The 13,906-nt window shown below is 68.5% G+C and carries 10 protein-coding genes; 6 read left to right on the top strand and 4 right to left on the bottom strand.

What is annotated here, in order from left to right; translation table 11 throughout:
• Nucleotides 1-39: 39 nt before the first annotated feature.
• From ALI144C_RS36210 to ALI144C_RS36200, 3 genes are all read left to right on the top strand, one after another.
• Nucleotides 40-1,248: an alpha/beta hydrolase gene (locus ALI144C_RS36210; protein WP_076991732.1), complete on the top strand. Its 1,209-nt coding sequence runs from the start codon at nucleotides 40-42 to the stop codon at nucleotides 1,246-1,248.
• 22 nt (nucleotides 1,249-1,270) lie between these two features.
• Entirely contained in the window at nucleotides 1,271-1,453 is a 183-nt protein-coding gene (locus ALI144C_RS36205; RefSeq protein ID WP_237774489.1) for a hypothetical protein, read from the top strand.
• Between the two features lie 154 nt (nucleotides 1,454-1,607).
• Nucleotides 1,608-2,288 (top strand): hypothetical protein, encoded by a 681-nt coding sequence (locus tag ALI144C_RS36200; protein WP_076991731.1) that lies wholly within the window; start codon nucleotides 1,608-1,610, stop codon nucleotides 2,286-2,288.
• Nucleotides 2,289-2,353: 65 nt separating this feature from the next.
• On the opposite strand, the gene ALI144C_RS36195 is transcribed toward ALI144C_RS36200, so the two are convergent.
• Entirely contained in the window at nucleotides 2,354-4,798 is a 2,445-nt protein-coding gene (locus ALI144C_RS36195) for a collagenase (RefSeq protein WP_076991730.1), read from the bottom strand.
• 95 nt (nucleotides 4,799-4,893) lie between these two features.
• Here ALI144C_RS36195 and ALI144C_RS36190 point away from each other — a divergent pair, with 95 nt between their 5' ends.
• Nucleotides 4,894-5,850 (top strand): LysR family transcriptional regulator, encoded by a 957-nt coding sequence (locus ALI144C_RS36190; RefSeq protein ID WP_076991729.1) that lies wholly within the window; start codon nucleotides 4,894-4,896, stop codon nucleotides 5,848-5,850.
• Nucleotides 5,851-5,874: 24 nt separating this feature from the next.
• On the opposite strand, the gene ALI144C_RS36185 is transcribed toward ALI144C_RS36190, so the two are convergent.
• Nucleotides 5,875-6,591: an SDR family NAD(P)-dependent oxidoreductase gene (locus ALI144C_RS36185; RefSeq protein WP_076991728.1), complete on the bottom strand. Its 717-nt coding sequence runs from the start codon at nucleotides 6,589-6,591 to the stop codon at nucleotides 5,875-5,877.
• Nucleotides 6,592-6,788: 197 nt separating this feature from the next.
• Between ALI144C_RS36185 and ALI144C_RS36180 the strand changes: the two genes are divergently transcribed.
• Nucleotides 6,789-7,661 carry an ABC transporter substrate-binding protein gene (locus ALI144C_RS36180; protein WP_237774488.1) on the top strand — a complete coding sequence of 291 codons (873 nt, stop codon included), beginning with the start codon at nucleotides 6,789-6,791 and terminating at the stop codon, nucleotides 7,659-7,661.
• Nucleotides 7,662-7,705: 44 nt separating this feature from the next.
• Here the strand turns inward: ALI144C_RS36180 and ALI144C_RS36175 are convergent, their stop codons facing one another.
• Nucleotides 7,706-8,212 (bottom strand): DUF7282 domain-containing protein, encoded by a 507-nt coding sequence (locus tag ALI144C_RS36175; protein ID WP_076991727.1) that lies wholly within the window; start codon nucleotides 8,210-8,212, stop codon nucleotides 7,706-7,708.
• Between the two features lie 162 nt (nucleotides 8,213-8,374).
• On the opposite strand from ALI144C_RS36175, the gene ALI144C_RS36170 reads away from it, so the two are divergent.
• Nucleotides 8,375-10,603 (top strand): alpha-N-acetylglucosaminidase, encoded by a 2,229-nt coding sequence (locus ALI144C_RS36170; protein WP_076991726.1) that lies wholly within the window; start codon nucleotides 8,375-8,377, stop codon nucleotides 10,601-10,603.
• Nucleotides 10,604-10,618: 15 nt separating this feature from the next.
• Here ALI144C_RS36170 and ALI144C_RS36165 read toward each other — a convergent pair whose 3' ends face one another.
• The gene (locus ALI144C_RS36165; RefSeq protein ID WP_076991725.1) at nucleotides 10,619-13,873 is read right to left on the bottom strand and encodes an AfsR/SARP family transcriptional regulator; all 3,255 of its coding nucleotides are present in this window, start codon (nucleotides 13,871-13,873) and stop codon (nucleotides 10,619-10,621) included.
• Nucleotides 13,874-13,906 lie beyond the last annotated feature (33 nt).

The raw sequence follows: 13,906 nt of genomic DNA, 5'->3' as shown, positions 1-13,906 counted from the left end.
CCCTTAAAGCAACAAGTGTCGCGATAAAGGGGAGAGAGCATGCGGAGGCTGTTCTTCGAGAAGGACGAGACGTTCTGGTTCGAGACCCTGCGTTCCTTCTCGCACATCGCCTACGGTGGCGCCGACTTCGGCGAGGTCGTCGAGACGGCCGCCGCGATCACCGCGGGCGACTACGACAGCTGGTACCGCGCCTGGCTGACCACCGCCGACCGGGTCGCGGGCGAGGCCGAGCGCAGCCTGGCGGGCGGTCACCGGGTCAGCGCTCGCAAAGGCCTGCTGCGGGCGTCCAACTACTACCGGTCGGCCGAGTTCTTCCTGCACGGCAACCCGGCCGACCCCAGGATCACCACCGCGTACGACCGGGCCGTCGACTGCTGGCACCACGCGCTCGAACTGTTCGACACGCCGGCCGAGCCGGTGCGGATCCCCTACCAGGACACCACCCTCGCCGGCTACTTCTACCAGGCCGACAACTCCGGCGTGGCCCGCCCGACCGTCATCATCAACAACGGTTTCGACGGCACGGCCGAGGAAACCTACTTCATGGGCGGCGCCGCGGCCCTCGAACGCGGCTACAACGTGCTCACCTTCGACGGGCCGGGTCAGGGCGAGGCGATCCACCGGCAGGGCCTGACGTTCCGGCCGGACTGGGAGGCGGTCGTCACCCCGGTCGTCGACTTCGCCCGCGCACTGCCCGAAGTGGACTCCGAGCGGATCGCGCTGTACGGCATCAGCCTCAGCGGCATGCTCGCGCCGAGGGCGGCCGCGTTCGACCCGAGGATCAAGGCACTGATCACCTTCGACGGGGTCTACGACAGCGCACGGAACTTCATCACCGAGTTCGGCGACCGCGAACAGGCCTTGGCGGCGCTCCGTGCGGAGTCGGCGCCGGAGGTGGACGCCGCGCTGGCCGCCGCCGTCGAGCAGCACCCGAGCGTGCGGTGGCTGACCAGCCACGGCCAGTGGGTGATGGGCGCGTCCACCTCGCGCGAGTTCCTGGCCACCTTCTGCGACTACAACCTGTTGGGCGGCGTGGCCGAGAAGATCGAGTGCCCGACTCTGGTCTGCGCGGCCGAGCACGACGGGTTCTTCACCGGCCAGCCCGAGGAACTCTACGAACACCTCAACTGCCCCAAGCGGTTCGTCGAGTTCACGTCGGCCGACGGCTCCGACGAGCACTGCCAGGCCGGTGTCATCGTGCTCGCCGGGTGCAGGATCTACGACTGGCTGGACGAGGTGCTCGGCTGAGCGCATAGGGTCTGTGCGCGGCTTGTCCCGGTCTGTCGCGTTCAGACATTTCGGCCCGGTCGTCGGTTCGCGCGGCAACTGGACGCTGGTCGGCAACACGTTCCGGCCGGGTGACAACGGCGCTGAATGCGGCACCACGACCCTCTACACCGGGGTCGCCCAGCACCTGAGCTGGATCCGCCAGCAGACCGGCATCACCCAGTAGATCCTGACCGGAAGGGAGCGCCGGGCCACCCGCCCGGCACCCCCGTCCCCTACCGACGACCGCGATGTGCGCGAAGGATTGCACGATCTCCTGCCCCCGCAACCAAGATCGGGCCCTATGGTCGGAAGACCGACCATCGACAAGGGAGGCTTTCGTGGATGCCGAAACCCGCAACGCCATCGCGGTCGTCGACATCGATCCCGGCCAGGCGGGCGAATGGTTCGATCTGGTCAACGACGCCCACTCGGCATCCGACGACGACTGGGACGCGTTCTCCGATCAGCTCAGATCGACCGCGGGCGGTGCTTTCGGCGCGGCGGCCGAGGCGTTCCTGGAGTACGCGGCCGAACACGGCAGGATCGAACTCGTCAACGACCTCGTGCAGGATCTGCCGGAGCTGCCGTCCGCGTACGCGGTCATCAGGGAACAGGCGGCTGGTTCGCCGTGGGACGACGTCGTGCAGCAGTTCGGGCCGAGTTGGGCGGGGTGGGACGGTTCAGAGGAAGGGTGGGCGCAGTTCCGCGACTGGACCTACTCATCAGCCAACGCACAAGACCCCGGCATGTACGCCGCCGCCTACGAAAAACTCGACCCCCTCAACGGACGCCCGCTCGCCGAACGCATCAACCAGCTCACCGAGTTCGGGTTCACCGTCAACGCACCTGCCGACCAGCAGGCCGACAACGCGGGTATCCCCTCGATGTCGGAGATCATCGAGGAGTCGCTGACCGAGGCGCTGCAGGAGGTCCCGGGCTCCGAGGAGTTGACGCCCGAGGAACTGGATCAGCTGCGCGCCGAGATCGCCGACGAACTCGCTCGCGAAGACGCCGGGTGAACAGCCTCGAACGGGATCCGGGGTGGGCCAGGACCGCGGCCCACCCCGAACGCCGTTGACCAGGCTCAGAACTGAGTGGTGACCGTGACACCGGAACACCCGGCCCGCCCGTACAGGCTGACGTACCGGTATCCCTGCGCCGGAGCGGCTATCGTCAGTAATTCCGTGTTCCCCGCAGCGGTGGAGCGGTCGGTGGCCGAGGTCAGCGTGGCCCACGTGGCCGCGCTGTAGAGCAGGTCGCAGTCGCCGGTGCCACCGCGTGTCGTGATCCGCAGCGACGCCGTTCCCGCGGGCACCAGCACATAGAAGTAGTCGTAGTTGCCCGCTGTGGCACCACGGTTGGAACGCGTGCAGTTCGGGCCGAGGACTCGGCTGTCACCGCCCGCGCACTCCGGCAAGTTACTTCCACTTGAGACAGTCACCGAGTCGGTCCGGGTCGCGGAGGCGCCCCGGTTGTCGGTGACCGTGAGCCGGACGGAGTAAGTTCCCGCGTTCACGTAGGTCTTGCTCGGGTTGGTCGCGGTGGACGTCGTGCCGTCGCCGAAGTCCCATGAACGAGCGGCGATCGAGCCGTCGGGATCCGTCGACCTGTCGCTGAACGCGACCGTCAACCCGTTGGCGTTGAAGGAGAAGTTCGGCACCGGCGGCAGATTCGCACTGGTCCCGCCGCAGTTGCCCGCAGCACAGGAGGACAGCCAGGTGTACCAGTCGTTGTCGTAGCGCGTTCCGATCGTGCCGGTGAGGTACGCGCGAGCAGCGCTCCAGTTGCCTGTCCGGTAGTAGCCGAGCACTGTGTCCAGCTCCGACCGGTGGAACTGGAGCATGTACCGCACCGCCAGGTAGCCCCAGCGGTAGACCCGGGTCGTGTCGTGGTCGTAGGTGGTGTCGAACAAGGTGCTCAGCGCGTACGTACGCCGCCCGGCTTCGGTGATCGCCGCCGTGTAGGTCTGGTTGCGGTAGTGGTACGACACGTACTCCGCGAAGCCTTCGATCCACCAGATGGTCGGGGTCGCGACGTTGGCCGTGAAATCGCCGTACATGGTGAAACGGCCGTCGAGGTAATGGGTGTACTCGTGGTTCAGGTTCCAGATCTCGAACGCGGGCCGCAGCCATTCGGCCTCGTAGGCGATGAACCGCGGCTGGTTGCCCGCCGCGGCCGGGTCGCCTTCCAGGTACATGCCGCCGTTGTTCGTGTCGATGTCGAACAGCACACCGGCGTAGGTCTGGTAGTCCGTGCTGGAGTCGAACACCACCACCTCGAGAGTGGTGTTGCGGTCGTTGGCCACTGGCCCGGGATCTGCCGCGACACCGTGGAAGTAGCTGTCCTGGTTGCGCATGCTCGCACAGCTCGCTCCCAGCTCGGCGGGCGTCATCTGCTGAGCCCTGATCCGCAGCGAGGCACTACACGTGTGCGTGATGGGCAGAACCTCGGCTGCCACGCGGGTGCGGAGGTCGCAGATGCGGTAGTACGAGCAGTTGGCGCTGTCGTAGTAGTCGGCCATCTCCGCGACGCCGACCCACAGCGGCGCGGTGGCGCCGCGAAGGGCGCTGCGGTCGAGCAGATCACGGGCCAGTGGCCGGGTTTTCGGCACCAGCGGGGCGTGCCGCAGGAAACGCGCCAGTTCCCGCCCGGCGTTCGCGGTCAGGTAGGCGCGGTCGGTTCCGAGCAGGTCCAGGTGGTTCACGGCGAAGCGGTGAACCGTGTCCAGCAGGCCCGGGTCCGCCTGCACCGCGGCGACGAACGGTACGTTCTGATGCCCGCGGAACAGCACGGTGTAGACGTTGTTGACGGCCGTTCGCATCCAGTAGTAGGCGTCGTAGGTGCTCGTGTAACCGTCGAGCATGCGCTTGACCACGGACAAGTACCGCCCGTTCTCCTCGGCGCTGTCGATCAACGTGATCGCCTCGGCGAGCACCTGGCCGTTGGCGTCGTTCACCGTGCCGGATTTGGGGCTGGCGAAGAACGCGTCCAACCCCGCACGAATGGCCGAGGTCAGGCCCGGTCCGTACGAGCCGACGACATCCGGGTTGTACCAATGCACGTAGTAACCCGCCCGCAGGTACAGCACCAGTTGGCCCGTGCCGGTGCTGTTGTCGCCGGGGTAGGTCGTCGCGTTGTCGCGCAACGCCGTCGACACCGTGATCATCTGCGCCTCGCGGAACAGCCGCGCCGCGTCATCGCCGGTCGCGGAGAACAGGGTGTTCACGCAGTCGGTGTCCGAGGATTTGATCTTCGCGACCAGTGCCGAGCCGGACAGGCCGGTGAACTCGGTCGTCGAGCACGACGCCTTCTTGGCACGAGCACCGTGGGACTCCCGGTGTCTGGTGCTCGACGTCGACGGTGACCGGTCTTCCGGCGTCACGGTCACGCGCCGCGAGGCGTGATCGTCGCGGCTGTCCGCCGCTGACGGCGGAACGTCCACTGTGGTCGGTGGAGCCGCTGTCGCGGTGTGCGGCGACACGACGATCGCCAGTGTCACCGCCAGCAGGAGTTTCGAGGCACGGCGCATGGACTGTCCTCCGGGAGAAGCAGGGAGAGAGGGCAACCACACCGTGACAGCGCGGGTGTCTGGACGGTTACGAGCCCGCACCATAAACTTTGATTATGGACCTCGAGGTGCGGCATCTTCGGACGATCTGCGCCATCGCCGACACCGGGAGCATCTCGCGGGCGGCGGCCGCCCTCGGCGTCTCCCAGCCCGCGATCACGGTCCTGCTCAAGCGAATGGAGGAATCCATCGGCGGCGAGCTGTTCCAACGGGACCGCACCGGTGCGCGGCCGACCGCGCTCGGCGAACGCGCGGTGCTCCAGGCCCGGCTGGTCCTCGCCGAACTCGAGTCGTTCGCGGCCGACCTGACCGACCCGTCCAGCGTCCCCCGGCCGAGGATCGGCTCGGCACACCTGGCCTGCCTGTCATCCATTGTGGACGGACTGGTGAAAGTGCTGCCGCACAGCGGTTTCACCTTACGGGTGGAGCCGTCCACACTGGTGCTCGCCCAACTGCTCGGACACGATCACCTGGACCTGGCCGTCATCGTGATGCTGGAGGACCAGCAGGTGGCGCTGCCACCGCACATCGCGCACCGCACGATCGTGCCCCGGCTGCCGATCTTCCTGGCCATCGCCGCTGCCGACCCGTTGAGCCACCAGCCGTCCATCGGACTGTCGGACCTGCGCGAGCGCACCTGGGTCTGCCCGCCCGGAGCCGACGACGGCTCGCTGGCGTCCCTGCGCGAAGGCTGCCGCCGCGAGGGTTTCGTGCCGCACATCCGGTTCGAACTGCCCAGCGGGTCCAGCCGCCCGCTGATCGAATCGGGTCACGCCGTCCAACTCGTCGAACCCGGCTGCCAGGCATCCGACGCGATGGCCATCAGGCCGCTCGACGGCGACCCGTTCACCGCGCGGATGATCCTGGCCTGGCACCGCCGCAAGTTCACCGAGCCGTCGGTGCGGGCGGTCTACCGGGCTGTCGCGCACGCCTACACCGAACACGCGACCACCAGCCCGCACTACGGCCACTGGTGGCGGGCCCACCCCGAAGTCCACCCCATCACCGAGTGACCTGCCCCGCTGGCCAAGCTGCTGTCACGCGGGGAACGCCGATCGAGCGGACATGCCGAAGTCAGCGAGCACGGCCTGGCCGTTGATGGGTCGCGCGGCCGGGGACGCCAAGAACAGCACCTGCCTGGCCACGTCGTCAGCGGCCTGTACCGGGAAGTCCGGATTGTCCAGGACGTCGCCGAGGTCACCGCGTGCCATCGGGGTGTCGACAACCGACGGGCACACGCAGTTGACCCGCACGCCTGGCATCTCCACCGCCAACGCCCTGGTCAACGCCACCACCGCGCCCTTGGACGCGCAGTACGGCACCATGCCGGGCGCGGCGGTGAACGCCGAATCACTCCCGAGCAGGACCACCGCGGCGTCCTCGGCCAGCCACGGCTGCGCGTGCTTGACCAGGAGGATCTGACCGGTCACGTTGACCGCCAGCACCGCGGCCACCTCGGCGGCGGACGTCTCCGCCAGCGGCTTGCCGACCGGACCGGAGATGCCCGCGCAGCCCACCACGACGTCCAGCCGACCGAAGCGGCGCGTGACCGTGGCGATCGCGTCGGCCACGCTCTGCTCGTCGGTGACGTCGGCGTAGACCGCGAGGACGTCTCCGGCCATGTCCGGCAACGCGTTCCGATCCACCATGCCCACACGCGCGCCTTCGGCGAGGAACGCCCGCACACAGGCCAGGCCGATTCCCGATGCCGCACCGGTGACCAGGACCGTCCGGTCCGCCAGATCGATTCGCATCCCGCCATCCTGGCCGCGGCGGCCAGTGACGTGTTGCCCACGACTACACGCTTGTTGTCCACCACTGACCACTTGGGTCAGCGCAAGGTCGCGATACCGGCCACGCACATGACACGCGCGCGCTGATGACCGGCGCCGGTTAACCACTGGCACTGGGCTGGGATACTTCACGCATCCGCCGGTGACAAGGAGTAATCGTGCACAGGCTCCTGACGTTGGTTCCCATCGCGGCCATGGTGGCCTCCTGCGGGATGGTGAACGACCAGAACGCTTCGCCGACCCAGTCGGCATTGCCTACCGTGTCCGCGGACGACAGGCTGGCGGCGATGGTTCCCGGTGACATCAGGCAGGACGGCAGGATCGTCATCGGCCAGGACCAGACCAACCCGCCGACCGAGTTCGTGGAGAACGGCCAGGTGCTCGGGATGGACGTGGACCTCGGCAGGGCCGTCGGCCGGAAACTCGGTCTGGAAGCCCAGTTCGAGAACTCCACCTTCGACGCCATCATCCCCGGCGTCAAGGCGGGCCGGTTCGAGGCGGCGATGTCGTCGTTCACGATCAACCCCGAACGGCTGACCGAGGTCGACATGGTGTCGTACCTCAGCGCGGGCATCTCGGGCGCGGTGTTGAAGGGCAACCCGGACAAGCTCACACTGGACACGTTGTGCGGCAGGATCGTGGCCGTCCAGAAGGGCACCCTTGTGGTGGAGGACATGGCGGTCCGCAGTGACAGGTGCAAGTCGGCCGGGCAGCCGGAGATCGACGTCCGGCAGTACCAGAACCAGACGGACGTGAACCTGGCGCTGACTGCCAAACGGGCACACGTGATGTTCGCCGACTCCCCCGTCGTCGACTACGCGATCAAGCAGACGAACGACACCCTGGAGCACATGGGGCACGTGTACGACACTGCGCCGTACGGCCTGGTGCTGCCGAAGGGCAAGGGCGAGTACGCCAAGGCGATCCAGGGTGCGCTCCAGGCGCTGATGGACGACGGGACGTACCAGCGGATCCTGGCCAAGTGGGGTGTGCGGGGCGCGATCCCACGCAGCGAGGTGAATCCCGGCTGACGGCGCCGCGCGGATCGGCCCGGTGGAGATCGGCCAGGTGGAGATCAACCGGCGGTGTAAAGGAAGTCCTCGTCCTCGACGTCGCCGTCCCGGTCGTCCAGTTCGCGCACCGTGGTGTCGCGAGCGGGGTCGAACTTGCCGTCGCCGTCGTCGGCCATCAGCACCGCGCGCAACGGGTGTGCGCCCTTGTCCAGCGCCGCGCCGAGTGTGATCGTGCCACCGCGGTGCGTTCCCGCCGCTACGGGCACGGAGCCGAGGAGGTTCCCTGCTTGGCCGTAGACGGCGACGTAACCGGCCACCGGCAGGTCGGTGTCCTCGATCAGCACATGAGTGCCGTCGCCGCGTTGGTCGTCGATGTCCAACTCGACGTGCGGGTACGCCACCGGTGACGGCTGGGCGGCTGCGGACGCGGTGCCGGAGGCTGGGCCAGTCGCTGGGCCAGTCGCTGGGCCGGTCGCAGGGGCTCCGGAACTGCTTGTGCACCCGGCGAGCGCGGCGGCGACCAAGCCGGTGGTCGCGACCAGGGTCAAGGCTGTGTGTCGTTTCGCCATGACATCGACGTTCGCCCCCACGGCTGAAAGCCAGATGAACCGACTATGAGGGAATCTTCATGTCCGACCAGCGGCTGAGGTGTCAACGCGGAGTCGTCGGGGTGTCAACGCGGTCGACGACGCTCGGGGGCACGGACTGATCGGTGAAAGGACCACACCACGATGCGTGCCTTCCCTCGGCGCAGTTTCCTGACAGGTTCGCTGGCCGCCGCGTTCCTCGCCGGGACCCGGCCGTCCACGGCCTCGGCCGAAGCCGACATCCCGGCGGCACGGGCGGCCATCGGGCGCCTGCTCGGCCGGGACACGAGCCAGTTCGTGCTGAAGAACCTCGACCTGGGCGACGGCGAGGTCGACGCGTTCGAGATCAGCGGACAGCGCGGCCGGGTCGTGCTGGCGGGCAGCAGCACGGTCGCCCTCGTGTCCGGGATGCACTGGTGGCTGAAGTACGTGGCGGGCGGGCACATCTCGGCGAACGGCGACCAGCTCGACCTGCCCGCGAGCCTGCCCGCCCCGGCGCAGCCGATCCGGATGTCGACCGAACTGGCCGAGCGCTACGCCTACAACTTCACCGTCTTCGGCTACACCAGCCCGTTCTGGACGTGGTCGGAGTGGGAGCGGGAGCTGGACTACCTCGCGGCGAGCGGGATGAACCGGGCGCTGGCCCTGATCGGCCAGGAGATCGTCTGGTACGACACCTTCCGCGACTTCGGCCTGACCGAACTGGAGGTCCGGCAGTGGATCGCGCAGCCCGCCCACCAGCCGTGGCAGTGGTACGGCGAGATCACCGGCTACGACGAGGACGCGTCGGCCTACAGCGGCCCGGTGACCCTCGAACTCCTGGCCAACCGCCGTGACCTGGGCAAACGGATCGTCGACCGGATGCGGGAGCTGGGCATCACGCCGGTGTTCCCGGCGTTCGTCGGCCATGTGCCGGACCAGATGTTCGCCGACCGCCACCCGGGCACCCACATCCCGGCGCAGGGCGACTACGTCGGGCACCCGAGGCCGTACTGGCTCGACACCACCGAGGCGCTGTACCCCGAGGTGGCGCAACGGTTCTACGCCGCGCAGAAGGAGCACTTCGGGGTCACCACGCACTACTCCAACGACCTGTTCCACGAGAACGACGTCGACTCCAGCCTCGACGGCGCCGACCTGTTCGACGTCGCCAGGGCGGTGCAGGACGAGTTGGACCGCGCGGCGCCGGGCGCGATCTGGATCATGCAGGGCTGGCTGGGCAACCCGGACAAGCGGATCCTGGACGCGGTCGACGAGAACCGGATCATCGTGCTGGACCTCGCCTCGGACGACGACCGGCAGTGGGAGGAGACCGAGGCGTACTGGGGCGTGCCGTGGTGCTGGGGCACCATCCAGAACTACGGCGGCAGGCTGGGCATGTTCGGCAACGTCATCGAACCCGGCCGGACGCTGCCCGAGGTGCGGGAACGCGACGACCGGCGGCGGCTCGTGGGCACCGCGATGGTGCTGGAGGGCATCCACCACAACCCCGTGGTGCCCGACCTGCTCAGCGAGATGGCCTGGCGGCACGACTCGGTCGAGATGGAGCCGTGGATCCTCGGCTACGCCAAGCGCCGCTACGGCGCCGACGACGCGCACGCCGCCAATGCCTGGCGGATCCTGCTCAACACGGCCTACAACTACACCTCGACACACCACGAGACAGGCGACGGGCCGTTCGAGACCCCGTTCGCCGCGGAACCGCGGTTGCCGCTGACCTGGGTGTCCCGGCCGGGACCGGACACCTGGCGCTACGACCCGAAGGACTTCGCGCCCTGCCTGGACGAACTGCTGGCCGTGGCGCCCGCGATCCGCGCCAGGCCGACGTACCGCTACGACCTGGTCGACGTCACCCGCCAGGTCCTGTCCAACCGCGGCCGTCTGGTGCTGGACAAGATCGAAGCCGCCTACAAGGCCAAGAACAGCACCGAGCTGCGCAAGCAGAGCGACCGGTTCCTCACCGCCATCGACCTGACCGAGAAGATCCTGGCCACGCACGACCAGTGGCTGCTGGGCACGTGGCTGGAGCAGGCCAAGAGCTGGGCGTCCAGCGACGAGGAACGCGGGATCCTGGAGTGGAACGCCCGGTCCATCGTCACGATCTGGAGCATCGACGCCGCCGCGGAACTGCACGAGTACGCCAACCGCGACTGGCATGGTCTGCTCGGCGGCTACTACAAACCCCGCTGGCAGCGGTTCCTCGACGCGCTGCCCGGCACCATGCAGACGGGAAAGCCGCCGGAGTTCGACGACTGGGCCACCCGGGGTGACGCGTGGTGCCTGCGCAACGACATCCACCCGAGCAAGGGCGTCGGCGACCCCTACACCATCGCCAGCCAGATCGCGGCCGAGCTACGGGCAGATCCGGTGTGATCCCCCGCCGCGTAGTCAGTCGGCGAAGCCGAGTTGCTCACGCAGACGCGCCGCGGCCGCCCGATGCACATCAGCGGCGGCGTGGTCCGCCCGCAGGGCGGCGAGCTCACCGAGCAGACTCTCGCTGGCCGCCTGGCCCATCGGGTTCCCGGCCTGGTTGTGCAGCCGCAACGCGGCCACGGCATGGGTACGGGCGGAATCGTGCTTGCCGAGTCTCAGCTCCGCCTCGGCGAGCACGACCAGCGCCTGTGCCTCCCGCAGCCGGAACCTGGTCGCCGTGGCCAGGTCCACCGCCTGGCGGGCCGCCGACGCGGCCGCCGCTGTCTCGTCCAAGCCCATGCGGGCACCGGCCAGGCCGATCAGTGCGGTGATCTCGCCCTGCCGGTAGCCGATTCGCTGTGCCAGCCCCAGCGCGGTGCCGTGCTGGTCCAGCGCGGTCCGCCAGTCCCGCATGCCTTGCCTCGCCGTGCCGATCGTGTTCAGGGTGTCCACTTCGAACCGGACGTTCCTGGTCTGCCTGGCCAGCTCCAGTGCCCGCGTACCGTAGTCGACCGCCGACGGGAACCGGCGGCTGTCGCGGTGCACCGCCGCCAGGTTCTGCAGCACCTCGGCCTGGTCGTGCCGCGAACCCAACAGCCGGTAGTGCTCGAGGGCTTCCTCGTGGCACGCGATGGCCTGGTCGAACTCGCCGAGCCTCAGGTGCACCGCACCGAGGGTGTTGAGCACGGTCGCCTCGGTGTGCGTCAGCCGCAGCGCGCGGCACGTGGTCAGCGCTTGTTCGAGGTGTTGCTTGGCGGTGGCCAGTTCGCCCATCTCCAGCCGGGCGTGTCCCAGCCTGGCCAGTGCGACCGCCGCGTGTCCTCCCGCTCCCGCGTTCTGGCCGAGTTGCAGGGCCTCGCTGAACGCGCGGGCGGCTTCGAGGACCCTGCCGTCCTCGAGGTACACCACGCCCTGGTTGGTCAGCGTCGTGCTGGCGCCGAGGGCGTGACCGGCCGCCTTGTGCAGGCTCAGCGACCGTCCGAAGTGGTCAAGTGCGGTGGGGTAGTCGCCTACGCTCCAGTACAGCACGCCCAGCGTGTTGAGCGTGGTCGCCTCCGCGACCTGGTCGTGCTGGCCACGGGCGACGTCCAACGCCACCGTCGCGGTCGCCAGCAGGTCGCCGTCGTGCCGCCGCAGGTGCAGGTATCCGGCGATCACGTCGGCGAGGTGCCAGCCGATCGCCTTGCACGACTCGTCCTTCGCGGCGTGTTCGACGGCCGCGACGAGGTTGCTCCGTTCGTTGTTGAGCCATTCGACGGCTGTCCTGCGGTCGGTGATCTGGGCGACGGTGGTGGTGGGCAACGGCACCGTCCGCGACAGCCGGGCCAGATCGGGGTTGAGTGTGCCTGCCGCGGCGTCCGCGGTGGTGAGGTAGAACTCGTACAACCGCTGCAGGGCCGCGGTCCTGCGCTCCTCGCTCTCCTCGGTGTACGCGCGGTGGTTCGCGTAGAGCCGCAACAGATCGTGGAACTGGTACCGGCCGGGCGAATGGTGCTGGATCAGACTGGCCGAGGCCAGCTGGTCGAGCAGTTTGCGCACCAACTCGACGGGCTCGTCGGTCAGCGCCGCCGCGGCCGTTGTGGTGAAGTCGGTTCCCGGGACCAGGCCGAGCATCCGGAACAGGTGCCGCGGTTCGGGCTTGAGCATCTCGTAGGACAGCCCGAAAGCGCTGTACACCGCTGCTTCCTCGTCACCGTCGATGGCCAGGTCCGCGAGCCGGTTGGCGCGCTGCAGTTCCGAGACGTAGTCGGTGACCGTGGTCTTCGACCGGCTGGACAGGTTGGTCGCCGCGATCCGCACCGCGAGCGGTAACCGTCCGCACAGCTGCACCAGTTCGTTGCTGGCGCCCGGTTCCGCCGCGACGAACTCGGGGCCCGCGATCTCCGCGAGCAACTGCCGCGCGTCGCCCTCGCGCAACGGCAGGACGGGTATCCGGCGCGCGCCCTGCAACGCGGTGAGGCCGCGCAGTTCGTTGCGACTGGTGACCAGTACCGCGCAGCCCGGTCCGGCAGGCAGCAACGGGCGTACCTGGTCCGGGCTGATCGCGTTGTCCAGCAGGATCAACCGGCGTTGCCCGGCCAGCAGCGACCGGTAGAGGTCGATCTGCTCGTCCAGGTCCAGCGGAACCTGCTCGGGGCGCATCCCCAACGTGCGCAACAGGTGCGTGAGCGCGCGGCGGACGGTCAGCGGCGCGCCGGGCGCGTACCCGAGCAGGTTCACGTGCAGGACGCCGTCCGGGAAGTGCCGGGCGACCTTGTGTCCTATGTGTACGGCAAGCGCGGTCTTGCCCACCCCGGGCGCACCGGACAGCACGACCAGGCGCTGCGTGCGCTCGTCCGGTCGGGGCGTCAGGAGTTCGGTGACGGCCGCGATCTCCTCCTGCCGTCCGACGAAGTCCGCCATGTCCGGCGGCAGTGTGCTCGGTTCACGGGTCGTGGCGGTGACGGCGGGTTGCGGCTGCGGCGTGGCCAGTTGCAAGTCCTGGTTGAGGATCGCGGCGTGCAGCCGCTGCGCCTCCTCACCCGGGCTCAGGCCCAGCTCGTCGGCGAGGGTCTTGTTCAGCCTGCGGTACGCGTCCAGCGCGTCCGCCTGGCGACTGGCCCGGTACAGCGCGAGCATCAGCTGTGTCCAGAACTGCTCCCGCAACGGGTACTCGCTGATCAGGACCTGCAGCTCGCTGATCGTCTCACGGTGACGGCCGGATTCGAGGTCGATCTGGATCCTTCGCTCCAGCGCACGCAGGCGTGACTCGTCCAGCCACGGGATCTCCTTGCGGCGCAACGAGTCGGATGACACGTTCGACAGGGGGCGGCCACGCCACAACGACAGCGCCTCGTGCAGGTACGCGGCCTCGGCAGGCCGATCCCGCGCACGGGCCGCTATGTCTGCTTTGTCCAAAATGGCGGTGAACCTGGTGAGGTCGAACTGTTCCGGCGCGACGGTGAGCAGATAACCGTTCTGGTGGGTGCGAAGGACGCCCGCGCCCTCGGTCGGTTCGCCCAACGCCCGGCGCAGGCGCATCACGTACGCCTGCGCGGTCGCCCGGGCCGCGGAAGGGACGTCTTCCTGCCACAGGTGGTCGATCAGCTCGTCGACCTCGACAACGTGACCCGCCTTGAGCAGCAGCGTTGCCAGCACAATCCGCTGTTTGGCCGATGGCAGAGCGACAGTCGCGCCATTCCTGGCCACCTCAAGAGGACCAAGAATCCTGAACTCGAGGTCGCCGTCCATCGCCCTCCATTTCCCCCGAAACGTAGTCACACA

This window comes from Actinosynnema sp. ALI-1.44 (assembly GCF_001984155.1).
Taxonomy (GTDB): domain Bacteria; phylum Actinomycetota; class Actinomycetes; order Mycobacteriales; family Pseudonocardiaceae; genus Kibdelosporangium.
The sequence above is the reverse complement of the archived record's forward strand: the minus strand, read 5'-3'. Positions and strand labels throughout refer to the sequence as shown.